Genomic DNA, 26,432 nt, shown 5'->3' with positions numbered 1-26,432 from the left:
CTCATTGAATGAAAAATAGGGGGAAGAAAAAATGTTAACAGGTTATACAAACTGGCCAAAAGAATTTGCCGATCGTTATCGAGCGGAAGGGTGCTGGCTTGGGGAAACATTTGGCGGAGTGTTAAGAAAGCGTGCTGAAAAATATGGAGATCAAATTGCGGTTGTAAGTGGTAATACGCATATAACGTATAGTGAGCTTGATAAAAAAGTAGATCGCTTAGCTTCAGGTTTACTGAATTTAGGAATAAAGCAAGAGGATCGAGTTGTAATCCAGTTACCAAACATTATCGAGTTTTTTGAAATATGTTTTGCACTATTTCGAATTGGAGCACTTCCTATTTTTGCACTACCTTCACATCGAAGCAGTGAAATTAGTTATTTTTGTGAGTTTGGTGAGGCGAGTGCTTACGTTATTTCAGATAAGGCTCTCGGTTTTGATTATCAAAAACTAGCGAGAGTAGTGAAAGAGAACGTGCCAACTTTACAACATGTAATTGTAGTGGGAGAAGAAGAAGAGTTTGTGAACATAAATGATTTGTATATGGATCCCGTTTCATTACCAGAAGTTCAGCCAAGTGATGTTGCGTTTCTCCAATTATCAGGAGGGACAACAGGACTTTCTAAATTAATTCCTAGAACACATGATGACTATATTTATAGTTTACGTGTTAGCGCTGAAATTTGTAATTTAAATACGGAGAGCATCTATATGGCAGTTCTTCCAGTAGCACATAATTATCCAATGAGTTCTCCTGGGACATTTGGAACGTTCTATGCGGGTGGAAAAGTCGTGTTGGCAAATGGAGGTAGTCCAGATGAGGCATTTGCTCTTATAGAAAAAGAAAAAGTAACGATTACTGCTCTCGTTCCGCCATTAGCAATGATATGGCTTGATGCTGCATCTTCACGTAATAACGATTTATCGAGCCTAGAAGTGATTCAAGTAGGTGGTGCTAAGTTTAGTGCTGAAGTTGCAAAGCGTATACGCCCTACATTTGGTTGTACATTACAGCAAGTGTTTGGTATGGCAGAAGGGTTAGTAAATTACACAAGATTAAATGATCCTGAAGAAATCATTATTCATACACAAGGTAAACCAATGTCTACACTTGATGAAGTACGAGTTGTTGATGAAAATGATAACGATGTAAAACTTGGTGAAGTAGGTAGTTTATTAACGCGAGGGCCATATACAATTCGTGGTTATTATAAAGCGGAAGAACATAATGCACGATCATTTACAAAGGATGGATTTTATCGCACAGGAGATCTTGTGAAAGTAAATGAACAAGGTTACATCATTGTAGAGGGAAGAGATAAAGACCAAATTAACCGTGGTGGTGAGAAAGTTGCTGCGGAAGAGGTTGAAAATCATCTATTAGCACATGATGCGGTACATGATGTAGCAATTGTATCTATGCCTGACGATTATTTAGGTGAACGTACCTGTGCTTTTGTTATAGCTCGCGGACAAGTTCCAACTGTAAGTGAATTAAAAATGTTTTTAAGAGAACGTGGTATAGCGGCTTATAAAATTCCAGATCGAATTGAATTTATTGAATCATTCCCGCAAACAGGGGTCGGAAAAGTCAGTAAAAAAGAACTACGTAAAGTCATTGCTGAAAAACTTATTACAGTAAAACAATAATAAAAACCGGAAGGAAGTGATTAGATGGCTATCCCATCTATTTCAGTATATAAAATGCCAATTGAATCAGAACTACCAAAAAATAAAGTGAATTGGACACCAGATCCGAAACGTGCAGTACTTTTAGTTCATGACATGCAAGAATATTTTCTTGATGCATATAGCGATAAAGAATCACCAAAAGTAGAACTTATTTCAAATATTAAAATGATAAGAGAAAAATGTAAGGAACTTGGTATACCAGTTGTTTATACAGCACAACCTGGTGGGCAAACGTTAGAACAACGAGGTTTATTACAAGACTTTTGGGGTGACGGTATTCCTGCTGGACCAGATAAAAAGAAAATTGTTGATGAACTTACTCCTGATGAGGATGATATATTCCTAACAAAATGGAGATATAGTGCATTTAAAAAGACAAATCTATTAGAAATTTTAAATGAACAAGGAAGAGATCAACTCATTATTTGCGGTATTTATGCGCATATTGGCTGTCTTTTAACAGCTTGTGAAGCATTTATGGATGGTATAGAGCCGTTCTTTGTAGCAGATGCAGTTGCTGATTTTTCACTAGAGCATCATAAACAAGCATTGGAGTATGCATCCAATAGATGTGCAGTAACGACATCAACAAACCTACTGTTAAACGATTTACAAAGTGTAAAAGGTGATGAGAGTGAAGGAATCACTATACAGGAAGTGCATGAACTAGTTGCACAACTACTTCGTGAGCCAGTAGAGAGTATTGATATTGATGAGGACTTATTAAATAGAGGGCTTGATTCGGTCAGAATTATGAGTTTAGTAGAGAAGTGGCGTCGTGAAGGGAAAGAAATCACTTTTGCAGATTTAGCAGAACGTCCAACTGTTTCCGATTGGTACAGTTTACTATCTTCACAAACAGCACAGGTGCTGTAACAAATAGACTACATAATAAAGGGGTAGTAAAGAATGCCTAACAGTCAAAAGATTCGTCATTCGTTATCATCTGCGCAGTCTGGTATGTGGTTTGCGCAACAATTAGATCCGCTTAATCCGATATATAATACTGGGGAATATGTAGAAATAAACGGACATATTTATCAAGACATTTTTGAATTAGCTGTACGTAAAGTTGTAATGGAAGCAGAAGCACTTCATGTTCGTTTCAAAGAGGATGAAATTGGCCCATGGCAAGTTATTGAAGAATCACAGTTTCATATGCATTTTATTGACGTTCGTAAAGAAGAAAACCCTGAAGAAGCTGCTAAAGTATGGATGAAAAATGATTTATCTATGCCAGTCGATTTGAAAAAAGATACTTTATTTACTGAAGCACTTATTCAAGTTGAAAATAATCGTTTCTTTTGGTATCAGCGCATCCATCACATTGTGATGGATGGCTATGGATTTTCACTTCTTAGCCAAAAGGTAGCGAATGAGTATACATCACTTATAGAAGAAACAAACAAGAATGAAAAGCCATTTGGTTCTCTTGCAAAAGTTGTGCAAGAAGATATTGAGTATCGTGAGTCTAAACAAATTCAGGAAGATCGTACTTTTTGGTTAGAAAAGTTTGCGGATGAACCAGAAGTTGTAAGTTTGGCAGAACGAGCACCGAGAACATCAAATGGATTTTCACGAGAAACAGCTTATTTATCTAGTTCTAGCACGAAAACTTTACTAGAAGATATCAATATTTCGTTAACAAGTTGGCCGGAATTCATTGTCGCTGTAACAAGTATTTATATGCATAAATTAACAGGTGAAAATGATATTGTTTTAGGTTTACCAATGATGGGACGTCTAGGTTCTGTATCTATTCATACACCTAGTATGGTAATGAATTTAGTCCCACTTCGTATTACAGTAACTCCAAATATAACTCTTGCGGAATTATTGCAGCAAGTTTCTAAAGAAATCCGAGATGTACGTCGCCATCATAAATACCGTCATGAGGAATTAAGAAGAGACTTAAAGTTACTAGGTGAAAATCAAAGGTTATTCGGGCCGTTAGTGAATGTTATGCCTTTTGATTATGGGCTTAACTTTGCTGGGAATCGTGGTATTACACATAATTTATCAGCAGGACCTGTTGATGATTTATCGATAAATGTTTATAAACGTTTCGATGAAAATGAGTTAATGATTCATTTTGATGCGAATCCGGAAGTATATAATGGCGCGGAACTAGCATTGCATAAAGAGAGATTTATGAAGTTATTAGAATTAATGATAAATGCTTATCAAAAAGACGAGTCGATTGGAAAGATAAACATTACTCTTCCTGAAGAAAATCATAAAGTTTTATTGGAATGGAATGAAACTAAGGAAGCTGATAATTTAATTGCCCTACCTATACTATTTGAAAAACAAGTACAAAAAACTCCAAATAAAATAGCAGTTACTTGTAACGGTGTAGATCTTACGTATAAAGAGTTAAATGAACGAGCGAATGAATTGGCGCACTATTTAGTAGAAGAAGGAATAGGGCCAAATCAGTTTGTAGCTTTAGTATTCCCTAGATCAATAGAAATGGTAGTTAGTATGCTAGCAGTCTTAAAGGCTGGTGCAGCATATTTACCAATAGATCCAGAATACCCAGCAGAAAGAGTTAATTATATAGTAACTGATGCAAAACCAGTTTGTATCATAACACATTCATCTGTTTCATCTAAGTTAGTTATAGAAAATGATATGAAAAAAATTGTATTAAATGACGAAGAAACGAAACTAGCGTTACATACATATTCTCGTATGAATATAGCATGTAAGAATGATGTATCACTTTTAAACCCAGCCTATACAATATATACTTCAGGCTCAACAGGAAACCCCAAAGGTGTAATTGTTCCTATGAGAGGTTTAAGTAACTTTTTAATGGCTATGCAACAAAAGTTTTCATTAAATGAAAATGATCATTTATTAGCAGTTACAACTTTTGCGTTTGATATTTCTGCTCTAGAAATTTATTTACCTCTTAGTAGTGGTGCAAGTTTAACAATTGCGCAAAAAGAAGACATACAAGAGCCATCAGCATTAACGACACTTTTACAAGAAGAAAGAGTGACCATTATGCAGGCTACACCGACGCTTTGGCAGGCGTTAGTAACTGATTATCCAGAGAAGCTACAAGGGCTAAACATACTTGTTGGTGGTGAAGCTCTTCCAGCGCATTTAGCAAATAAATTAAAAGAATTAGGTTGCTCAATAACTAATTTATATGGACCAACTGAAACGACGATTTGGTCTACTTTCATGAACATTGATGAAGGTGAAAAGGGTATACCTCCTATTGGAAAGCCAATTTCCAATACAGAAGTGTATGTATTGGATGCAGGGTTACAACCAGTTCCACCCGGAGTTATTGGTGAATTATATATTGCAGGGGAAGGACTTGCAAGCGGATATTTAGGAAAAACGGAGTTAACAGCTGAACGGTTTGTTGCAAATCCTTATGGAGAATCAGGGAAGCGCATGTACCGTACAGGAGATCTGGTGAAATGGCGTAATGATGGTGCGTTAGAGTACATTAGTCGCGCAGATCATCAAATTAAAATCCGCGGATTCCGAATTGAATTAGCTGAAATTGAAACGGTATTACAACGACATGAAAATATTCAACAAGCTGTAGTAATCGTACGAGAAGATCGGCCAAATGATAAACGCATCATTGCGTATATCGTTGCAGAAGAAAAGGAACCGATTAATCTATCAGAAATTCGTTTTTATGTTTCAGAAAGTTTAGCGAATTATATGATACCATCGGCATTTGTTGTGCTAGAAGAATTACCATTAACGCCAAATGGTAAGGTTGACAGAAAGAAATTACCTGCTCCTGATTTTAATGGAATGAACAACGAGAGGGTTGCTAGAAATCCGAAAGAAGAAATATTATGTGATTTATTTGCAGAAGTACTTGGTGTTTCTCGCATTAGCATTGATGATAATTTCTTTGAAATGGGTGGACATTCGCTTCTTGCATCTCGTTTAATGGCAAGAATTCGTGAAACGTTAAGTGTGGAACTAGGAATTGGGAAACTATTTGAATCGCCAACTGTTGCTGAACTAGCGAAGCAATTGGATCAAGCAAAAACTGCAAGACCAGCGATTAAGAAAGTAAGAAGACCAAATGAAGTTCCACTTTCATTTGCACAGCGCAGGTTATGGTTCTTAAATTGTTTAGAAGGTCCAAGTCCTACTTATAATATTCCATTAGTCCTTCGTTTGTCTGGAAAGTTGAACGAGGAAGCATTGCGAGGTGCCTTTTATGATGTAGTTGAGAAACATGAAACACTTAGAACAATTTTCCCTAACGTATTAGGTAGTTCCTATCAGAAAATTTTAGATATGGAAAATTTAAATCTAGAAATGATTAAAACAAAAACATGTAAAGATGAATTAGAAAGTGTGCTTGCAGAGGCTGTTAGATATAGCTTTAACCTCGATGTTGAACCAGCAGTTCGTTTGCAACTTTTTAAAGTGAGTGAAAACGAACATGTAATACTAATTCTATTACACCATATTGTAGGGGATGGCTGGTCATTACAACCGTTAACGAGGGATTTTGCAGCGGCATATAAAGCACGATGTCATGGTGACAGAGTCCAGTTGGAGACACTTCCAATTCAATACGCAGATTATGCACTTTGGCAACAGCAATTGTTAGGGGATGAAACTACACAAGAGAGTCTCATTTCAACACAATTAGATTTTTGGAAGAAAGAGTTAAAGGGGTTACCAGATCAATTGGAGTTACCTACAGATTACCAGCGTCCAATTGAAACGAGTTACCGCGGAGAAACAATTCATTTTCATATAGATGCAAGTATGCATAGTAGGTTAGTAGAGCTTGCACGGAAAAACGGAGTTAGTTTGTTTATGGTGTTACAAGCAGGATTAAGTGCCTTATTTACTAGATTAGGTGCTGGAACTGATATACCAATTGGCAGTCCGATTGCTGGAAGAAATGATGATGTACTTTCAGATATTGTTGGTTTATTTGTAAATACATTAGTGTTACGTACAAATACTTCAGGAGATCCAAGTTTTAAAGAATTATTGAATAGAGTGAAGCAGGTAAATCTTGCAGCTTATGAAAATCAAGATGTTCCATTTGAACGGCTTGTTGAAGTGTTAAATCCAGTACGTACTCGAAACAGCCACCCATTGTTTCAAGTTATGTTAGCTTTTCAAAATACACCAGAAGCAACGTTTAATGTACCAGATTTAGAAGCGAGCCTTGAAATTCAAAGCGTCGGTTCTGCAAAATTTGATTTAACATTTGAAATTAGTGAGAGTAACGGGGTTGATGGTACTTCGAACGGTTTACATGGATTACTAGAGTTTAGTACCGATTTATATAAACGTGAAACGGTTCAAAAACTAATAGAACGATTCATTTTGTTATTAGATGATGCGGCGACAAATCCGGATCAATCCATTGGCAGATTAGAAATATTAACTTTAGCAGAGAAAAATACAGTATTAGAAAAGTGGAATGGTGGTTTTCAAATTGCACCAGAAATGACATTGCCACAATTATTTGAAAAGCAGGCTGATATAAATCCAAATTCTATTGCTGTCGTCTTTGAAGATAAGAAATTAACTTATGAAGAGTTAAATAGAAAAGTAAATAAAATAGCTCGATTCCTAATAGCAAAAGGGATTGGTCCTGATCAACTCGTTGCTTTAGCGATGCCAAGATCATTAAACATGGTTGTAAGCTTATTAGCTGTTCTTAAAGCTGGTGCTGGATACCTTCCGTTAGATCCAGATTACCCAGCAGACCGTATTTCATTTATGCTACACGATGCGAAACCATCATGTGTTTTAACGAATTCAGAAGTGGAAATTGAATGTGATGAGGCACTAAAAGTTTTAGTTGATGATGTGAAAATAATAGCAGAAGTTGAGAAATATAGTGAAGACAATATTGATGAAGTGGAACGAATTAAGCCATTATCTCCATCACATATTGCTTACGTTATTTATACGTCAGGCTCAACGGGTAGACCGAAAGGCGTTATGATACCTCATCAAAATGTAGTAAGACTTTTAGGAGCAACTGATCATTGGTTCCAGTTTGATGGAAACGATGTTTGGACGATGTTCCATTCATACGCTTTTGATTTCTCGGTTTGGGAAATTTGGGGACCTTTATTATACGGAGGGCGTTTAGTCGTAGTACCACATACTGTAAGTCGTTCGCCGAAAGAATTTTTACAGCTTCTTGTTAAAGAAAAGGTTACTGTTTTAAACCAAACTCCATCAGCGTTCTATCAATTGATGCAAGCAGATCGTGAAAATGAAGAGATTGGCCAAAAATTATCTTTACGATATGTAGTTTTTGGAGGAGAAGCACTTGAGCTAAGTCGCTTAGAAGATTGGTATAGTCGACATCCTCATAACGCACCAAAGCTTATTAATATGTACGGTATTACGGAGACGACAGTACATGTTAGTTATATTGAATTAGATGAAACTATCGTCTCTTTACGAGCAAATAGTTTAATTGGGTGCAGTATACCTGACCTTAAAGTGTATGTGTTAGACAACTATTTACAACCAGTGCCACCGGGAGTAGTTGGAGAAATGTATGTTGCAGGTGCAGGGCTTGCACGTGGATATTTAGGAAGAGCAGGATTAACGGCTGAACGATTTATCGCAGATCCATTTGGCAAGCCAGGTACAAGAATGTATCGTACAGGAGACTTAGCTCGCTGGCGTAAAGATGGGACGCTAGATTATATAGGACGTGCAGATCATCAAATAAAAATTCGTGGATTCCGAATTGAATTAGGAGAAATAGAAGCAGTCATAATGAAGCACCTTAAAGTTGAGCAAGTAGCCGTTATTGTACGGGAAGATCAACCAGGGGATAAACGGTTAGTTTCTTATATCGTCGCATCAAATAATGAAGCGATTGATACGAATGAAATGCGTCAGTTTGCTAGTGGTAGTTTACCAGATTATATGGTTCCATACGCTTTTGTAGTAGTAAATGAGTTACCTTTAACGCCAAACGGTAAATTAGATAGAAAGGCATTGCCAGCTCCAGAATTTATCGCATCATCTTCTAGTCGTGGTCCAAGAACACCGCAAGAAGAAATGTTATGTGACTTGTTTACAGAAGTGCTAAGTGTGCCTCAAATTGGAATTGATGACGGATTCTTTGATCTTGGGGGCCATTCACTCCTTGCAGTGCAGCTTATGAGCCGCATGAAAGAGGCGCTTGGAGTGGAACTAAACATTGGCACTTTATTTGCAGCACCGACTGTTGCAGGGTTAGCTGAAAGACTTGAGATGGGGAATGGTCAAAGTGCACTTGATGTGTTGCTTCCATTACGAGCAAGCGGGGATCAATTGCCACTATTTTGTGTACACCCAGCAGGTGGATTAAGTTGGTGCTATGCAGGACTTATGAAATCTTTAGGAACAGATTATCCAATCTATGGTGTACAAGCACGTGGTATTGCTAAAAATGAAGAACTTCCAAAAAGTTTAGAGGAGATGGCGGCGGATTACTTGAAACACGTTCGTGAAGTACAGCCTCATGGACCATATCGTTTATTAGGTTGGTCACTTGGAGGAAATGTTGTGCATGCAATGGCGGCGCAACTACAAAATGAAGGGGAAGAAGTAGAATTACTCGTTATGCTTGATTCTTATCCTGGGCACTTCTTACCGAATACGGAAGCGCCTACTGAAGAGGAAGCGTTAATTGCATTACTTGCTTTAGGCGGATATGACCCAGATAACATGGATGGTAAACCACTTACAATGGAAAGTGCAGTTGAAATCCTTCGTAAAGATGGAAGTGCATTAGCAAGTCTTGAAGAAGATACTATTTTGAACTTGAAAGAAACATATGTGAATTCGGTAGGATTGTTAGGGAAATACGTGCCGAAAGTTTATAACGGAGATATTTTATTCTTTAGATCTACAGTTATACCAGACTGGTTTGATCCAATTTCTCCAAATACGTGGCTAAATTATTTAGATGGGGAAATCGTACAGCATGACATTGATTGTAGACATAAAGATTTATGTCAGCCAGGCCCACTTACAGAAATTGGACAAGTATTAGCGAAATATTTGCAGAATAAGAAAGGGGTAAGTAGAGTATGACGAATCCATTTGAAAATGATAAATACACATATAAAGTATTAATGAATGAGGAGGGCCAGTATTCTCTCTGGCCTGTTTTTCTTGATGTACCTATTGGCTGGAATGTCGTACATGAAGAAGCTAGCAGGCACGATTGCTTACAATATGTTGAGAATAACTGGAAAGATTTGAACCCAAAAAGAAAGCAAGCTCGCGAAAAAACATTAGCAGGAAAACGATAATGAAAGTAAAACTAAACCTAAACCCAAAAGTAGTTGTAAGCATCGTTTATATAACAGCGATGTTTATGGCTGCGATGGACGCAACGATTGTGAATGTAGCACTACAAACGATAAGTAAAGAACTACAAGTGCCTCCATCTGCAATGGGAACGGTTAATGTTGGGTATTTAGTTAGCTTAGCTGTTTTCCTTCCGATTTCTGGTTGGTTAGGAGATTGCTTCGGTACGAAAAGAGTATTTCTAACTGCTCTTTTCGTATTTACAACAGCATCCGCATTATGTGGAATAGCTAACGATATTACTTCATTGAATATTTTTCGTATCATTCAAGGTGCTGGTGGAGGGCTTTTAACACCAGTTGGGATGGCGATGTTATTCCGAACATTTTCACCAGAGGAAAGGCCGAAAATTTCTCGGTTTATTGTGTTGCCAATTGCTGTCGCACCGGCAGTAGGACCAATTATTGGTGGTTTCTTTGTGGATTACATGTCTTGGCGCTGGGCATTTTATATTAATGTACCATTTGGAATTATGGCGTTACTATTCGGTCTTCTATTTTTAAAAGAGCATATTGAAAAATCAGCTGGTCGCTTTGATTCTCTCGGTTTTGTTATTTCAGCACCAGGATTTGCGATGCTAATTTATGCACTTAGTCAAGGGCCATCAATAGGATGGGTTTCTCCAGAAATTATAAGTACTGGGATAGCTGGGATTGTATTTATTACATTGTTTATATTTGTAGAACTTAAAGTAAAGCAACCGATGTTAGATTTACGCTTATTAAAAGAACCAGTCTTTAGAAAGATGAGCCTTATATCATTATTTTCATCAGCTGGTTTACTAGGAATGTTATTTGTTTTTCCTCTTATGTATCAAAATGTGATAGGAGTTTCCGCACTGGAATCAGGACTTACGACATTTCCAGAGGCGATTGGATTAATGATTTCTTCACAAATTGTGCCATGGTCATATAAGAAATTAGGAGCTCGAAAGGTAATTTCTATTGGATTAATTTGTACCGCGGTTATCTTTGTTTTATTAAGTTTTGTAAATCACGATACGAATCCGTGGCAAATTCGGGCATTACTGTTTGGTATCGGTATTTTCTTAGGTCAATCTGTCGGTGCGGTTCAATTTTCTGCTTTTAACAATATCATGCCACCTTCTATGGGGAGAGCGACTACTATATTCAATGTGCAAAATCGATTAGGTTCAGCAATAGGAGTAGCTGTTTTAGCTAGTATACTAGCTGGTTTTGGAAGTAATAACGTTCCATCCGATTTTTTACCATATCAAGCAGCATTAATTGGATCAGCAATATTTTTGCTCATAGCACTACTATTTTCTTTACGTATTTCTGATAAAGAGGTAATGTCAAAAAAGAAGAAAAAAACGTTACCTATATTACAAAAAGAGAAAGAAATTGTAAATGAATAAGTTTGATAATGGTCTTTTGAAATAAAATGATATTGGTATTTAGAAGGAGAGAGTTTACATGATAGAAAGTAAAGTTGTAGATTCTATACCGACTTTGAATGAGAATGATTGTCAAATATGGTGGGGAAGAATTTCGGATTTACAATCATGGCATTACAATTTATTAAATGATGTTGAACGAGAGAAAGCAAATTCATATCATCATTCGGCAGATCGTGCTCGTTTTATAATCGGTTGTGTAATTAGTAGATTAGTTCTAGGTAAAATGCTTTCTATGTCGCCAATTCAAGTTCCGATTAATCGAATGTGCCCAGTATGTAAGCTACAACATGGTAGACCACAATTACCAGAGGGCATGCCGCAGTTATCGGTTTCACATTCGGGTGAGTGGGTTGTTGTTGCATTTACAAGGTCTGTACCTGTAGGCGTTGATGTTGAACAAATGAATCCAAATGTAGATGTAATGAAAATGGCAGAAGGCGTATTAACAGACATTGAAAAAGCGCAAGTTATGAAATTACCTAATGAACAGAAAATAGAAGGTTTTTTAACATATTGGACTAGAAAAGAAGCAGTGCTAAAAGCGACAGGTAAAGGACTAATGATTTCACCAGTGGATATTATTATATCAGCTCCAAATGAACCTCCAAACTTGTTGGTTTTTAAGGATAGACAAGAGTTAGTAGAAAATACAGTGCTGAGAGATTTAAGGCCAAGTGTAGATTATATGGCTTCAATTGCAATATTTAGTAAAGAAGTCACCGAAATCACACAGTTGGACGCAGTAGCGCTTTTAAATTATAAATAAGTTTAATAAAATATTTTATAGAAGAGGTGTTCCTCATGCTAGTAGCGGAAAATAGAACAAATGAATTCACTTATAATGTACAAGCAATTAAAAATATTTTATTTTCTGGAGATACATCATCTATTCATGCTTTAGGAAAGCTTTTGAATGATACAGTTCAGTTTGATGTTCTCGAACAAGAGGTAATTGATAGACAGTATATCCCGAAAGAAGCAAAGAATTTCTTTGATAAAAACGGAACATTTCTTTACCGTGTATCCAATATTAGTTATAAAGGAAAAGTATTATCTGAAAATCTAATTTTTGCAGACACTTCGTTTTTACCGGACACAATAAAGAGTGAATTAGAGAGTGGAAATATTCCTGTTGAAAAGCTTATAGAAAAGATGGAAGTAAGAAGAAACGTATTATATGAAGGATATCAGCCATCTGGAAATATTATTGAATTGTTTGATGGATGTTCTGTTACAGCGAATGTGTATCCAACTAGAAAGTATCAAATTGTAAGTAACTGCAAATGTGTATTTTATATTTGTGAAGTGTATCATGCAGAGAATATAAAGGAACTGCTTAATTAAGAAATAAACAAGAAACCAGCCATTTTAGGCTGGTTTCTTGTTTATTTAACAGCTTCTTTTAACTCTTTACCTGCTTTAAATGCAGGAACTTTACCAGCGGCGATTTGAATTTCTTCACCAGTTTGTGGATTACGTCCTGTACGAGCAGATCTTTCACGCACTTCAAAAGTTCCAAAGCCGATTAATTGAACTTTATCACCAGATTGTAATGCAGTAGCAATTGTGTCAAATACAGATTGTACAGCTGCAGAAGCATCCTTTTGAGAAATATCAGCTGATTGTGCGACATTTTTAATTAATTCTGTTTTGTTCATGTTTTCACCTCATAAAAAATTTTTTTGGAATGAATGATTTAGTATAATGGATAGTAAAGATAAAGCTATTTATATTGTTAGAAAGAATGCTATATAGTTATGTTAATTTCGTTGCAAGAAACTGAATCCCTGCTAACAATTAGGGATTAATTAAGAATTGATGCATAGAAAACGCTGTAATATGAGGATGAGGGGGAGTATACGGATGATTTTTCGTGAAAAGGATGAGAAAGAAAGTATATTAATTCGTCAACATGATCATGGTTTTTTAGCTGGAGAGATTGCAAAGCATATAAAAGAAGATTTTTTTGAAGATGATACATATTTAAAAGAGACAATTGATGCAATATATGAGCATGATAGAGGATGGATAGAACTTGATAAAGTACCAATTTTGAATGATGCTAAAAATATCCCATATACATTTATGGATTGTCCAAGTTCATTACGCTTTGTCTTTTATACGATTGGTTTGAATGAAATTGAAGATTCCAATCCATACGGAGCATTACTTTGTAGTAAGCATTTTTTATCATTTCCATTAAATGAGGAAGATGAAGAGATGATGACATTTTATGCAGGTGAATTGGAACGACAAAAAAGAATATTGACAACGCTAACAAAAGAGCAATTTGTGATGTTCGATAAACATTATAGATTATTAAAGTTTTGCGATGAACTATCTTTATATGTCTGCATGAATAAACCAGGTGTAGAAAAGAAAGATGAAATTGATTTGTTTAAAGATGGTTTTGAAGGAACAGAAATGTTTAATAGTAAAGAGGAGAAACCTATTCAAGCTGAATGGATAGATGAGGAAACAATTCGGATTACACCGTTTCCATTTCAAACGGAATTTCATACACATGTAAAATATAAAACTATAGATAAACGTGAAATTGAAGAAAAAGGAATTGTAAAGGCTGATAGAGAATCAGAAATGAAGAAACAAACTATTCGTTTCATACAATAAGGAGGCGATTTTGATTGAAAGAGTACATGTTAAAACAAGTGGATTACCATGCTTGGGCTAATATACGATTATTCAATCGACTAAAAGAATTACCAAACTATGAGACTATTTTTACTGAACAGATACAGAGTGTATTCCCATCCATTAAGGAGACGTTTGCGCATATTTATATTACAGATCAAGTGTGGTTACACATATTGCATGGTAAAAGTATGAATGAAGCAATACAAGACCGAGAAGATTTACGAAAACAAATGGAAAACAAATCGTTACATGAATTAGAAAAAATGTTTGAAAACATGGCAGATCAATATAAAGACTTTTTAAGTACAATACAAGATGTGAATGCTGTATTTGTTATTGAGAATCCATATGTAGGAAAATTAGAAACTTCAATTTTAGAGTTAGTACAACATGTTGTAAATCATGGTACATATCATAGAGGAAATATAACAGCGATGATCCGTCAACTTGGTCATTCGTCGACAATGATGGATTTTGTTCTGTATTTACATATGGTTAAAAAGCAGGGAGAGTAATATAGTTTATAAGAAGGAGAGGCTATAGTTGTAGAAGTCTCTCCTTCTATTTTATTCCGCATTAATGGTAGATCGACTGATTAAAGTTTTACTTTATTTCTTAAGAAGCTTTATTTTCTTGTAATTGCTTCGCATATTGTACAGCCTTATATGCATTGACTCTACCGTTTTTCCAGTACGTACCTGTACCACTAATTTTATCTGTAGTAGACTCAATAATTTGGCGAATTTGTGTATTGCTATATCCTTGATTTGCTAAAAGAGCAGCAACTCCTGCGACATGAGGTGTTGCCATAGATGTACCACTTAATGATTGATACGTGCTTCCTTTATATGTGGAATATATATTTGAACCTGGTGCTGCAACATCTACCCAGCTACCATAAGTAGAAAATGAAGATTTCTTATCTGATTGATCTGTAGAAGCAACTGCAATCACTTCGCTGTAATAAGCAGGGTAATTAGCTTTTGTATTTCCAGCATTTCCAGCAGCTGCAACTATAACAGAGCCTTTATTCCATGCATATTGAACGGCTTGTTGTAATGCAGTACCACCATTTGGAGCTCCTAAACTTAAACTAATTACTTTTGCACCCGAATCAGCAGCTTCTCGAATACCTTGCGCTACAGCATCGAGAGTACCACTTCCTTGATTATCTAATACGCGAACAGCATAAATGGAAGTTTGTGGGGCAACACCAGCAATTCCGACGCTGTTATTCGTAAGTGCTCCAGTAATTCCAGCGCAATGTGTACCATGACCATTACCATCATCAGATGTATTGTCGTTATCAACATAATCATGCCCGTAAATTACTTTCGAAGCCAAATCAGGGTGTGAGCCTTGAACTCCTGTATCAATAATGGCTACTTTTACACCAGGATCACTTCGTTGGCTATCCCAAGCTTGTGGAGCTTGAATCTTTTGTAATCCATATTGATTTTTAAAATATGGGTCGTTTGGAGCCCAAAAGGCGTGAACGTAATAATTCGGTTCTGCATATTCCACATCTGGATTATTTTTATAACTCTTTATTTTTTCTTTTACAGTACCTTTTGAAAATTGAACGACTTCAAAACCTAACTTATCATCTTTAGATAAGACATTAGCTCCGACAGATTTATGAAAAGATTGCACATTACTTAAAGATGCATTTTGCTTGAACTTAACGATTAATTGGTTAGGAACGTAATCAGTAGATGATGTTTCAGCGCTTGAAGTATTTGTGTTAAAGAAGAAACCACCAATAATAAATGACAAAACAGATAGGAAAACAATGATTTTATTTTTCAAAAGATTTTTCCTCCCTTTTCTTGGATGAGTTTTTCAGCGACACTTTAATGTCGCATTCCTTTTCAACTATATAGTTAGACCATACGATTTATGACATTTATGTGAAAAACTTTTGGAGGAATAAAAAGGAGTAAACATTGATATAAATATATTTTTAATGATAGTAATTAAGTAAAAGAGGGGATGAAAAAAGGAATGCTCATCATGTATGAGTCATTCCTTTTTTCATAGGTTAACTTGCCTGTTTTTTATGATTTCCTTTCAATTTCTCTGCTTGTAAAAAGCGATTCGTTTCAGCAACAACAATACTACTTAAACCAATTAGACCAATTAAGTTTGGAATGGCCATAAGTCCATTTGCAATATCCGCAAATGTCCATACGATGCCTAATTTTAAATTCGCACCAATAGCAATCATGACGATAAAGATTGCTTTATAATATTTAACAGCACTTTCTCCGAATAAATAAGCCACGCATTTCTCACCGTAATACGACCAGCCTAAAATAGTAGAGTAGGCGAATAAAATAATTGCGATACCGAGAATCATACTACCTGCAGTACCGAACACAGATTGGAACGCAAGTGTTGTAGCTTCAACGCCAGTTTTACCAGATTTCCAAGCACCTGTAGTAATTAATACTAGTCCTGTAATTGTACATACAATAAACGTATCTAGAAAAGTACCAGTCATTGAAACTAAAGCTTGCTTTGCAGGCGAATCAGTTTTTGCAGCAGCTGCTGCAATAGGTGCACTACCTAAACCAGCTTCATTCGCAAATACACCGCGCGCCATTCCGATTTGAATTGCAGATGCGACTGTTGCGCCAATAAAACCACCAGCAGCTGCAGTACCAGTAAATGCACCGGAAAAAATAAGTGAAAATGCTTCTGGAATTTGGTCGTAGTGATAGAAAATAATTATAAGACCAGCAATTATATAAAAGAAAGCTTTAATAGGAACTACATATCCTGTTACTTTCCCGATTTTTTTTACACCGCCTAAAATAACAATTGCGATTAAAAATGCCATCAGTATACCAGTTAAAGCAGGAGGGAAAGAGAAATTAATTCGCATTGCCTCTGCAACTGAATTAGATTGCACCATATTACCGATACCGAAAGAAGCAGTTGTACCGAATATAGCGAATAAAACTGCAAGCCATTTCTTACCTAAACCACGTTCTAAATAGTACATTGGTCCACCTGAATATTCGCCATTTTCATTACTAACACGGTATTTCACTGCAAGAATTGCTTCGGCATATTTTGTTGCCATACCGAACAAAGCAGTAATCCACATCCAAAAGATTGCACCGGGTCCACCGATCGTCACAGCAGTTGCAACACCAGCTATATTTCCCATACCAATCGTTGCCGCCATAGCTGTCATAAGTGCTTGGAAGTGGCTAATATCCCCAGAGGAAGATGTATCTTCTGATTTTTTAAAAGCTAGTTTGTGAGCGTATAATAGTTTACTAAACTGTAACCCTTTTAAACGCACTGTGAGAATGATACCAGTACCAACGAGTAACAATAACGTTGGTAATCCCCACACATAGTGATTGATTTGTTCTAATACTTTACTTACTGTCTCCATCTTTATTCTCCTTTTTTAGAAAAAATAAAAACCACTTCAAGTAAATGAAATGGTCTCTGGAGAAACAAGGGATAGAAAAATAAACCGATACAAATCGGCATTTTCTTTCGCTTGTCTCTGTCCTTTTACCTGAGAGATTATCCGCTATAGTAGCGGATTTGCTCCTTCGGTGCTCGTTTTCCTCTGCGCTATATAAAGCGAGAGGGAGTCTCTCCAGAGATTCGTCCCCATGCAGTTCTACTTGTAAACAAGACCTGAGAGTTTCAAAGTCGGTTAAAAACTTTTTGCCCCGTCGGTAGATCAATAGACCTTCTCCTGAATGGTTCATCCGAATTATAAAATTTATAAAAACATTGATTGTAAATCAATAAAAACATTATAGACAGACAAAATGTGAATTGCAATCTTTTTTTATTGTAAAATAGTAAACAGACTTATTTTTTTGCAAGTGCTAATTTCTCTTCAACTTCAGTTAAAGTAGATAAAGCGATGACAATATGTTGATCCGCAAGTCCTAAAGCATGTTTAGTATTTTCAATTGTTGCACTGTTTGGAGTAGAGTTTTTGGCTCCGTCTATAATTAAATCTGCCGCGTTTTTCATAAATTTAGAAGCAGTCTTAAATTCAGTTGTGAAATAAACTAGTTGTTCTTGTAGTTGTATTTCCGATATATTTTCTTTAATTTTTATAATGTCTATTTCATTCATAATGTTTTCATATTGTTTGGAAATAGCACTCATTGTAACTAATAGTTTATTTCTATCTACTGAATCTCCATTCGTGTTAATTTCTTCCCAAGCAGGCAACCAATCTTTCTCAATGATGTCATTATAATTTGTAGTTAATTCATTTATTTTAGGTTGCAGGTTAGTTTTGAATGTTTTTGTATCAATTGTTTCTACAGTTGCTTTTTTATTATTGTTTTTATCTATCAATGTGTAAAAAACCGTACTGGAAATGATAAAAATAGAAATTACAACTGACCAGTTTTTTGAAAATAATTTTCTCAATGAGTAACGCCTCCAAAATTAAAAATCTGTTAATTACAATATAAAATAATTATATTGTTTAAGGTAGAGAACATAAGTTAGAAAAGATTTGAATTATATCTTTTCTAAACATAAATAATCGAAATTAGTAAAATGATGAAAGTGATGTGTGAGAAAAGGGATTTTTAGTGAAATAAAAGAAAATAGTTTCAAATATTGCAACTGCTATGCTATTAATTAGCTTAATTGCACTCATATATTTAGACAAAGAATTTAAAATTGATGATTTTCCAGTACCAATGTCAGCTATCCATATTAACGATGATAATGAAGAGGATTATAAATATATAAGTGTAATGCCTATTACAATGGTAAGTGGAGGGGAGAACCTATGAGAAAACGGGCATGCTGTTAGTTTTAAAGAAGGGGTGAGGATGGTAACCGTATGACATTATTCGAGAGAAATTACGTATTATATACTTGAGCAATAGATATACAAAGGAGGTAAGATTTAGATGTAATTCGTATAGGGCCACATCTTTTTTATGTTCTGAATTATTTGAAATAAAAACAGATAGATGGTTTGACAGATATAGTGCAAAAGATAGGTTGGGTGTTTGTGTGGAAATGTAAATACAGTAAATAATAATTTTGTTATGTAAACTAAGTGTAGTAATAAGGAAATAGATCGTATCATAAGGGGGAATTAAAAATGTTACTAAAAACAATCTACTGTAAAGTAGAACAAGAGAAAAAAGAATTGTTTTCAAAAGCGCAAGAACAATGGCGTGATATACAGCATCTAGATGGTTTTCATGGACAATTCGGTGGATGGCATGAAAATGAGGCATGTGTATTTACTGTATGGGAAGATAGAAGCGCTTATCAAGCATTTATGAATGGTGCCCACGATACAATTTATTTAAATAGTAACCAAGAGGATACGTTTCTTTCATGTGAAATTGAATTATTTCAAACGTTGTATGATATAACTGATATGCCTATGAAAGACGTTGTTACAGAAGGTTCATTTGTAAGAGCTGCTGTATGTGATGTAAAGGTAGGAAAGGAAAAGCATTTTTTACATAAGCAAGAAACGATTTGGAATAAAGGAATGGAAAATGCAAAAGGGATGTTAGGTGGTGTTATTGGGAAGTCTTTAAAAACTGAAAATCGTTACATAGTGTTAACTTATTGGAAAGATGAAATGGCGCATCAAAATTATGTAGAAGAGATTTTCCCTGAGCTGTATAAACTAGCTAATATTCATGAAGATTTAGAAGATATAAGAGGTAAACAAGCTGTATGTAAGGAAGAGTGGCTTGTATATTAAGTGTACAAAACGAGCATAAATGAATGTATAATAAAGATATTTTCTTATAAACGAGTAATTAATAGAAGACGTTATATACCCTTTCATGTTAATATATTTAAGTTATAATAGAAGGCTTACCCTTTTGTATTGTACGGTAGAAGCAGTGTGAGCTTGAAATTTTGTTTAGAAAAGGATGTGCCTAATTTGCGTATCAATAAATTTATTAGTGAAGCTGGAAAAGCGTCTCGACGTGGAGCAGATAAATTAATTAATGAGAGAAGAGTAATTATTAACGGTAAGGTTGCAAAAATTGGTGACCAAGTAAATCCAGGTGATGATGTGCGCGTAAACGGAGAGCAACTTCGTATTGCTCGAGATCACGTATATATCGCTTTAAATAAACCAGTAGGTATTACATGTACAAGTGAAAAATCAGTAAAAGGTAATATTATCGATTTAGTGAATCATCCTTTACGAATTAGTCACATTGGACGTCTTGATAAAGACTCAGACGGTTTAATTTTATTAACGAATGATGGTGATATTGTTAATGAAATTTTACGTGCTGAAAACAAACATGAGAAAGAATATATCGTTTCAGTAGATAAGCCAATTACACCTGATTTTCTAGAGAAAATGGCAGCTGGTGTGAAAATTTTAGGAACAAAAACGCTTCCTTGTGAAATCACACAGTTATCAAAATATGAGTTCAAAATTATTTTAACACAAGGTTTAAATCGCCAAATTCGCCGTATGTGTGAAGCTTTAGGTTATCAAGTATACACGTTAAAACGTACGCGAATTATGAATATTGAATTGAATAATTTACCTGTTGGACAGTGGAGAGATTTAACGAAAAAAGAGAAACGACGTCTATTTTCAGATTTAAATTACGAACCACAAGATTGGTAAAATTGAGAAGAGGAAACCAAAAATTTAGTTTTGGTTTCTTTTTTGAAAAAATAAAAAATCTTTTTTAAACACTTGCAAAAATAAAATGAATAAGATATAGTAAATAACAATTAATGGATGTACTCATAAAAGCAAAGAAAAGGACACGAGTTATTTTACCCGGTTATACAGAGAAGGAAGGAAAGCTGAGAACTTCCTAACGCAGAAAAATAACTTACCACCTTAGAGCTGCACTAGGGAAATGAAGTATCTAGTGCCGTGTAAGCGACGTTATCGCAAAAGAAGCCATTGCAATTTGTGATGGGAATCTGGGTGGAACCACGGATATAAGCATATTCGTCCCTATTTTAGGGATGAATATGCTTTTTTTGCATTCAATTTCATAATAAGCGAAGAAAAGGACACGAGTTATTTTACCCGGTTATACAGAGAAGGAAGGAAAGCTGAGAACTTCCTAACGCAGAAAAATAACTTACCACCTTAGAGCTGCACTGGGGAAATAAAGTATCTAGTGCCGTATAAACGACGTTACCGTAAAAGAAGCCATTGCAATTTGTAATGGGAATCTGGGTGGAACCACGGGTATAAGCACGCTCGTCCCTATTTTAGGGATGAGTGTGCTTTTTATTATGAAATGGAGAGATGAAAAATGAAAGAACAAATGATTGAAATTAAATTTCCAGATGGTAGCGTTAAAGAATTTGTAAAAGGAATTAATTTAGAAGAAATTGCTGGATCCATTAGCAGTAGTTTGAAAAAGAAAGCAGTCGCAGGGAAAGTAAATAATCAGTTATATGATTTACGCCGAAATATTGAAGGAAATGCGGAAATAGAAATCGTTACTATAGATTCAAATGAAGGGGTAGAAATTGCAAGACACTCTGCGGCACATATTTTAGCACAAGCTGTAAAAAGATTGTATGGTGATATAAATCTTGGAGTAGGGCCTGTGATTGAAAATGGATTTTATTATGATATGGATCTTCCGAGTAGTGTAAACGTAGAAGATTTATCGAAAATTGAAAAAGAAATGAAAAAGATTATAAATGAAAATATAAAAATAGAGCGAGTTGAAGTTTCTCGAGAAGAGGCAGCAAAATTGTTTCAAGAAATGAACGATAGTTTGAAATTAGAACTGTTAGAAGCTATTCCTAATGAAGAAAGTGTAACACTATATAAACAAGGTGAATTTGTAGATTTATGTAGAGGACCACATTTACCGTCAACAGGCTATTTGAAAGCCTTCCAATTAACTCACGTTTCAGGTGCATATTGGCGAGGGGATAGTAACAATCAAGTGCTTCAGCGTATATATGGTGTTGCATTCTCTTCTCAAAAAGAATTAGAAGAGTATTTACATTTCGTTGAAGAAGCAGCAAAAAGAAATCATCGTAAATTAGGTAGTGAGCTGGAGTTATTTATGTTTTCTGAAGAGGCTCCGGGAATGCCGTTTTATTTACCGAAAGGACAGATTATTCGTAACGAATTAGAAGCGTTTTTAAGAGAAATTCAAAAAGAGTACAATTATCAAGAAGTACGTACGCCGTTTATGATGAACCAAGAATTATGGGAGAAATCAGGACACTGGGGACATTACAAGGACAACATGTATTTCTCAGAAGTAGACAATAAAAGTTTTGCATTAAAGCCAATGAACTGTCCTGGCCATATGTTAATGTTCAAAAATAAATTACACTCTTATCGCGAATTGCCAATTCGTATGTGTGAGTTCGGTCAAGTACACCGACATGAATTTAGCGGGGCATTAAACGGATTATTGAGAGTTCGTACTTTCTGCCAAGATGATGCTCATTTATTTGTAACACCAGAACAAATTGAAGATGAAATTAAATCCGTAATGGCGCAAATTGATTACGTATATAAAACTTTTGGATTCCAGTATGAAGTAGAGCTTTCTACTCGTCCAGAAGATTCAATGGGGGATGATAAGTTATGGGAGCAAGCAGAGGCAGCGTTAGCAAATGTATTACAATCATTAAACTATAAATATAGACTAAATGAAGGTGATGGTGCATTTTACGGGCCAAAAATTGATTTCCATATTAAAGATGCTTTAAATAGAAGTCATCAGTGCGGAACAATCCAGCTAGATTTCCAAATGCCAGAGAAGTTTGATTTAAATTATATAGATGAGAAGAATGAAAAGAGAAGACCAGTTGTTATTCATCGAGCAGTTTTAGGATCTTTAGACCGCTTCTTAGCAATATTAATTGAGCACTTTGGAGGCGCATTCCCGGCATGGATAGCACCAGTTCAACTGAAAGTAATTCCAGTTTCAAATGCAGTGCACGTGCAATATGCAGAAGAGGTTGCAGACAAATTAGCACAAGCTGGAATTCGTGTTGAACAAGATGTACGAGATGAAAAGTTAGGATATAAAATAAGAGAAGCACAAATGCAAAAAGTTCCTTATGTTCTTGTTATTGGGGATAAAGAAATGGAAAGCAAAGCTGTAAATGTACGTAAATATGGTGAAGACCAGTCAGAAGTGATTGAACTAGATGGGTTTGTGGAAAGTATTGAAGAAGAAATAAAAAATAGAAAATATTGATTGTAAAGAAAACACATCATTAGAAATTGGTGTGTTTTCTTTTTTACCTTACAAAAATGTAAGGTAAATGTAAGAGAAATCGAAGGAACAAATTTTTGAAAAGTGAGAACATGAAGTAGGAAAAAAGTTCATTATACGTATGCATTTAATTTTGTTTGAAAATTTTAAAAAACTTAAGAATTTGCATCAGAAAAAGATAAGAAATATGTGAGAAATTTATTCTATACAAAAGGGATGGAGTGAAAGAGATGTCAACAAATGTAGTTACTGTAAAAAGCGTAGAAAAAACATATGGGAAAAGAAATGAAAATCAGTCAAAAGCATTAAGGGGTGTATCATTAAATATTAAGGAAGGGGAATTCGTTGGGATTATGGGTCCTTCTGGATCTGGAAAAACGACTTTACTTAATGTGATTAGTACATTAGATCAAGCGACAGGTGGCAGTGTGACAATAGCTGGTACAAATATTACTTCTATGAAGGGGAATGCATTATCAGATTTTCGATCTCAAAAATTAGGGTTCATCTTTCAAGATTTTAACTTACTAGAAAACTTATCAATTTATGAAAATATTGCTTTACCACTTTCTCTGCAAGGTGTACCTTCAAGTGAGATTACTGGAAAGGTGAATGAGGTTGCGAAGAAGTTAGGGATTACTGAAATTTTAACAAAATATCCAACTGCTGTTTCTGGTGGACAAAAGCAAAGAACAGCGGCAGCACGGGCTTTAGTACATAATCCGGCAATTGTATTAGCAGATGAACCGACAGGAGCGCTTGATAGTAAAAATGCAAAAAGCTTATTAGAAGCGATGCAAGATCTACATAAAAATCATAATGTAAGTATTTTGATGGTTACACATGATGCATTTAGTGCGAGTTATTGTGAGCGTATATTATTTATTCAAGACGGTCTTTTATATAAGGAATTAAAGCGTCAAGGAACGCGAGAAATTTTCTATCAAGACATTTTAGGTGTGCTCGCTCATATGGGCTCAGCTGCTGAGTCTAAGTAGGGGGTGAAACTATGTTATTTAAATTATCACGTCATAGTATGAAAAAGATGTTAAAAGATTATATGGTTTTACTTATCGGTCTCGTTATTAGTATTAGTATTTTCTACATGTTCCAAACAATGGCGATGAATAGTGAATTTACGAAAGATAATAGTCTTATTAGTAGTATTAGACTCGTATTCTGGGTAGGTGCAATACTATTATCTTTCATTACTGTATTTTATATTATATATGCCAATTCTTTCTTACTGACATTAAGAAGAAAAGAACTTGGTATGTACATGATGCTCGGAGCGAAAAAGAAAAAAGTAGCGCAATTATTATTTATTGAAACATTCGGTATGGGTATTGTCAGTATTATTATCGGGATTTTAGCAGGGATGTTACTTGCAAGTGTAGCAGGAAGCTTTTTAATGAATGGTATGGAAATTTCAGCAAAAGGTAGTTATTCATCTGTATATACACCAGCAATCATAGTTACAGCTATATTCTTCTTAATATTATTTTTTATTACTGGTTTAATGAATAGCATCCGTTTATTACGTAAAACAGAATTAGAATTAATACGTGAAGATGAAACACTAGATGAAGTGAAGAAAAGTAAAATTCGCATTATTATAATGACTGTACTTGGTGTGTTACTAGTAAGTACAGGATACTACTTTATGGTAAATATAAGAACATATGCTGAAGTTGGTTTTATAATAGCGACGGTTGTTACAACGCTTGGAACGTATTTTATTTTTAGTTCATTACTCCCGTTTTTTGTGATGAAAATTAAGGGGAATAAAAAACGTAATGAAACTGGTTTAAATAGTTTTACATATGCACAGCTACGTTTCCGAGTAAATAGTTTATCGAGAGTATTAGGAACTGTAGCGATGTTAATCGCATTAGGAGCAGGTGCGATGACGGCAGGTATGGCGTTTCAAAAAAATGTAGGCATTATGACAGACTTTTCTCGTGTATATGATGTTGTAATTCATGATGCGAATGATCAAGATAAAGCGGCCCTAAAAGAAATGGAAATTGTTGAAGAAAGCAAGTACAAGTATAAGGTAGATGGAGAAGCGGTTTATTATTTACGCAACGACTTAACTGAGAAACCACCACTTATTTCCGACCACTTTGATACAAAAACTTTAAAAGAGCCTGCTCGTAAACGTGTGGTGGAATCTTTAACGGAACCTGTATATACTGCTTTAGAAGCTCCTGAAGCAATGAATAAGCTTCCTCGTATGCCAAGAGATTGGGAAGATGCGATTGTAAGAGAGATACAAATTACACATAATCAATTTAATGGAAAGCCTGTAAGAATTGCAGATGAAGCGCATTATAAAGGAATTCAAGGAACGGAACATAGTGTAACATTAGCAAAAGTAGATGATATGAAGAAATATAAAACGTTGTTAATTGAAATAGACAAGAGACAAAAAGAACAAATTGAAAAAACAACAGGCACAAAAGTAGACTTATTTACGAAAATGACAATTTATCAGTTTATGAACAGTTTCATGAGTGGAACAATGTTTATGGGTTTCTTCCTAGGGATTGCCTTTTTAGCAATGATGGCAAGTTCGCTTATGTTCAAAATATTAACGGGTGCTTCTCGTGACGTACGCCGTTATGAAATGTTACGAAAAATCGGTGTGAGACGTAGTATGTTAACGAAAAGTATATATAAAGAAATTTCATATTTATTTATCTTCCCAGCGATTATTGGAATTTCCCACGTGTTAGTAGGGCTTAACTTATTCAGCGTTATATTAGTTGACCCGTTTGTAAAGGTGTGGGTGCCAATAGGGATTTTCTTAGTCATTTATTTTATCTATTACTGGATTACTGTCCAACTTTATAAAGGTATGGTAATGCCGAAAGAAGAAGTAGCGAAATAGTTAAAGGAAAAAGTCTTTGTTTTGAAAACAAGGGCTTTTTTTCTATATTTCTAATACATTGTGATCAAGTCTTTCTATAAAAAATGTATTGAAAATTAAGGGAATATTAAGGGGATATTAAGAGTTTATATAGCGGAAAGTTAAGAAGTGTATGGGATATTAAGAATGTGCAAAAAATCAAGATGAAATTGGCAAGTGCAATTGTTGTACATT

The 26,432-nt window shown here is 35.1% G+C and carries 18 protein-coding genes, 1 pseudogene, 1 riboswitch and 2 other annotated features; of the genes and pseudogenes, 15 read left to right on the top strand and 4 right to left on the bottom strand.

What is annotated here, in order from left to right:
- Positions 1-31: 31 nt before the first annotated feature.
- The 7 genes from CO726_RS27420 to CO726_RS27390 are packed head-to-tail and all read left to right on the top strand — an operon-like array spanning position 32 to position 12,800.
- Positions 32-1,648, top strand: coding sequence for a (2,3-dihydroxybenzoyl)adenylate synthase (locus CO726_RS27420; RefSeq protein ID WP_099686358.1), 1,617 nt, complete (start codon positions 32-34; stop codon positions 1,646-1,648).
- 24 nt (positions 1,649-1,672) lie between these two features.
- Positions 1,673-2,566 (top strand): isochorismatase family protein, encoded by an 894-nt coding sequence (locus tag CO726_RS27415; protein ID WP_099686357.1) that lies wholly within the window; start codon positions 1,673-1,675, stop codon positions 2,564-2,566.
- A 33-nt stretch (positions 2,567-2,599) separates the two neighbouring features.
- Entirely contained in the window at positions 2,600-9,757 is a 7,158-nt protein-coding gene (locus CO726_RS27410; RefSeq protein ID WP_099686356.1) for an amino acid adenylation domain-containing protein, read from the top strand.
- Entirely contained in the window at positions 9,754-9,978 is a 225-nt protein-coding gene (locus CO726_RS27405) for an MbtH family protein (RefSeq protein WP_099686355.1), read from the top strand. Before CO726_RS27410 ends, CO726_RS27405 begins: the two co-directional genes overlap by 4 nt.
- Entirely contained in the window at positions 9,978-11,414 is a 1,437-nt protein-coding gene (locus CO726_RS27400; protein ID WP_099686354.1) for an MDR family MFS transporter, read from the top strand. The genes CO726_RS27405 and CO726_RS27400 overlap by 1 nt, the downstream gene beginning before the upstream one ends.
- Positions 11,415-11,472: 58 nt before the next feature.
- Positions 11,473-12,222 (top strand): 4'-phosphopantetheinyl transferase Sfp, encoded by a 750-nt coding sequence (sfp, locus tag CO726_RS27395; protein WP_099686353.1) that lies wholly within the window; start codon positions 11,473-11,475, stop codon positions 12,220-12,222.
- 35 nt (positions 12,223-12,257) lie between these two features.
- Complete coding sequence (locus CO726_RS27390) at positions 12,258-12,800, top strand: cold-shock protein (protein WP_099686352.1); 543 nt, start codon at positions 12,258-12,260, stop codon at positions 12,798-12,800.
- Between the two features lie 41 nt (positions 12,801-12,841).
- Here the strand turns inward: CO726_RS27390 and CO726_RS27385 are convergent, their stop codons facing one another.
- Positions 12,842-13,114, bottom strand: a complete 273-nt coding sequence (locus CO726_RS27385) for an HU family DNA-binding protein (RefSeq protein ID WP_001043907.1) — start codon at positions 13,112-13,114, stop codon at positions 12,842-12,844.
- Positions 13,115-13,319: 205 nt separating this feature from the next.
- On the opposite strand from CO726_RS27385, the gene CO726_RS27380 reads away from it, so the two are divergent.
- Both CO726_RS27380 and CO726_RS27375 read left to right on the top strand, forming a co-directional pair.
- Positions 13,320-14,087: a DUF3891 family protein gene (locus CO726_RS27380; protein ID WP_001972452.1), complete on the top strand. Its 768-nt coding sequence runs from the start codon at positions 13,320-13,322 to the stop codon at positions 14,085-14,087.
- Positions 14,088-14,101: 14 nt separating this feature from the next.
- Positions 14,102-14,626 (top strand): DinB family protein, encoded by a 525-nt coding sequence (locus CO726_RS27375; protein ID WP_099686351.1) that lies wholly within the window; start codon positions 14,102-14,104, stop codon positions 14,624-14,626.
- Positions 14,627-14,726: 100 nt separating this feature from the next.
- Here the strand turns inward: CO726_RS27375 and CO726_RS27370 are convergent, their stop codons facing one another.
- The 3 genes from CO726_RS27370 to CO726_RS27360 form a co-directional block, all read right to left on the bottom strand.
- The gene (locus CO726_RS27370) at positions 14,727-15,920 is read right to left on the bottom strand and encodes a S8 family peptidase (RefSeq protein WP_099686350.1); all 1,194 of its coding nucleotides are present in this window, start codon (positions 15,918-15,920) and stop codon (positions 14,727-14,729) included.
- A 232-nt stretch (positions 15,921-16,152) separates the two neighbouring features.
- On the bottom strand, positions 16,153-17,520 hold the full coding sequence (locus tag CO726_RS27365) for an alanine/glycine:cation symporter family protein (protein WP_099686349.1): 1,368 nt from the start codon (positions 17,518-17,520) through the stop codon (positions 16,153-16,155).
- 107 nt (positions 17,521-17,627) lie between these two features.
- Positions 17,628-17,747: riboswitch (glycine riboswitch) on the bottom strand.
- A gap of 207 nt (positions 17,748-17,954) precedes the next feature.
- Positions 17,955-18,530, bottom strand: coding sequence for a hypothetical protein (locus CO726_RS27360; RefSeq protein WP_099686348.1), 576 nt, complete (start codon positions 18,528-18,530; stop codon positions 17,955-17,957).
- Between the two features lie 144 nt (positions 18,531-18,674).
- Between CO726_RS27360 and CO726_RS32665 the strand changes: the two are divergent.
- The 6 genes and pseudogenes from CO726_RS32665 (at position 18,675) to CO726_RS27330 (ending at position 26,219) form a co-directional block, all read left to right on the top strand.
- Positions 18,675-18,958 (top strand): annotated as a pseudogene (locus CO726_RS32665) (hypothetical protein).
- A gap of 263 nt (positions 18,959-19,221) precedes the next feature.
- Positions 19,222-19,842 (top strand): YdbC family protein, encoded by a 621-nt coding sequence (locus CO726_RS27350; protein WP_099686347.1) that lies wholly within the window; start codon positions 19,222-19,224, stop codon positions 19,840-19,842.
- A gap of 186 nt (positions 19,843-20,028) precedes the next feature.
- The gene (gene rluF, locus CO726_RS27345) at positions 20,029-20,736 is read left to right on the top strand and encodes a 23S rRNA pseudouridine(2604) synthase RluF (protein ID WP_001222169.1); all 708 of its coding nucleotides are present in this window, start codon (positions 20,029-20,031) and stop codon (positions 20,734-20,736) included.
- A 125-nt stretch (positions 20,737-20,861) separates the two neighbouring features.
- Positions 20,862-21,083: a binding site (T-box leader), on the top strand.
- Between the two features lie 36 nt (positions 21,084-21,119).
- Positions 21,120-21,341: a binding site (T-box leader), on the top strand.
- A 44-nt stretch (positions 21,342-21,385) separates the two neighbouring features.
- Positions 21,386-23,308: a threonine--tRNA ligase gene (thrS, locus tag CO726_RS27340; protein ID WP_099686346.1), complete on the top strand. Its 1,923-nt coding sequence runs from the start codon at positions 21,386-21,388 to the stop codon at positions 23,306-23,308.
- Positions 23,309-23,556: 248 nt separating this feature from the next.
- Entirely contained in the window at positions 23,557-24,324 is a 768-nt protein-coding gene (locus CO726_RS27335) for an ABC transporter ATP-binding protein (RefSeq protein WP_099686345.1), read from the top strand.
- A gap of 11 nt (positions 24,325-24,335) precedes the next feature.
- Complete coding sequence (locus CO726_RS27330; RefSeq protein ID WP_099686344.1) at positions 24,336-26,219, top strand: FtsX-like permease family protein; 1,884 nt, start codon at positions 24,336-24,338, stop codon at positions 26,217-26,219.
- Positions 26,220-26,432 lie beyond the last annotated feature (213 nt).

Origin of the sequence: Bacillus fungorum, from assembly GCF_002746455.1 — a bacterium.
In the GTDB taxonomy this organism is placed as follows: Bacteria; Bacillota; Bacilli; order Bacillales; family Bacillaceae_G; genus Bacillus_A; species Bacillus_A fungorum.
The sequence above is the reverse complement of the archived record's forward strand: the minus strand, read 5'-3'. Positions and strand labels throughout refer to the sequence as shown.

Excerpts from the sequence above, each read along its gene's own strand:
- CO726_RS27420 (WP_099686358.1), top strand. The coding sequence starts at position 32 with ATGTTAACAGGTTATACAAACTGGCCAAAAGAATTTGCCGATCGTTAT.
- CO726_RS27415 (WP_099686357.1), top strand. The coding sequence starts at position 1,673 with ATGGCTATCCCATCTATTTCAGTATATAAAATGCCAATTGAATCAGAA.
- CO726_RS27410 (WP_099686356.1), top strand. The coding sequence starts at position 2,600 with ATGCCTAACAGTCAAAAGATTCGTCATTCGTTATCATCTGCGCAGTCT.
- CO726_RS27405 (WP_099686355.1), top strand. The coding sequence starts at position 9,754 with ATGACGAATCCATTTGAAAATGATAAATACACATATAAAGTATTAATG.
- CO726_RS27400 (WP_099686354.1), top strand. The coding sequence starts at position 9,978 with ATGAAAGTAAAACTAAACCTAAACCCAAAAGTAGTTGTAAGCATCGTT.
- sfp (WP_099686353.1), top strand. The coding sequence starts at position 11,473 with ATGATAGAAAGTAAAGTTGTAGATTCTATACCGACTTTGAATGAGAAT.
- CO726_RS27390 (WP_099686352.1), top strand. The coding sequence starts at position 12,258 with ATGCTAGTAGCGGAAAATAGAACAAATGAATTCACTTATAATGTACAA.
- CO726_RS27385 (WP_001043907.1), bottom strand. The coding sequence starts at position 13,114 with ATGAACAAAACAGAATTAATTAAAAATGTCGCACAATCAGCTGATATT.
- CO726_RS27380 (WP_001972452.1), top strand. The coding sequence starts at position 13,320 with ATGATTTTTCGTGAAAAGGATGAGAAAGAAAGTATATTAATTCGTCAA.
- CO726_RS27365 (WP_099686349.1), bottom strand. The coding sequence starts at position 17,520 with ATGGAGACAGTAAGTAAAGTATTAGAACAAATCAATCACTATGTGTGG.
- CO726_RS27350 (WP_099686347.1), top strand. The coding sequence starts at position 19,222 with ATGTTACTAAAAACAATCTACTGTAAAGTAGAACAAGAGAAAAAAGAA.
- thrS (WP_099686346.1), top strand. The coding sequence starts at position 21,386 with ATGAAAGAACAAATGATTGAAATTAAATTTCCAGATGGTAGCGTTAAA.
- CO726_RS27335 (WP_099686345.1), top strand. The coding sequence starts at position 23,557 with ATGTCAACAAATGTAGTTACTGTAAAAAGCGTAGAAAAAACATATGGG.
- CO726_RS27330 (WP_099686344.1), top strand. The coding sequence starts at position 24,336 with ATGTTATTTAAATTATCACGTCATAGTATGAAAAAGATGTTAAAAGAT.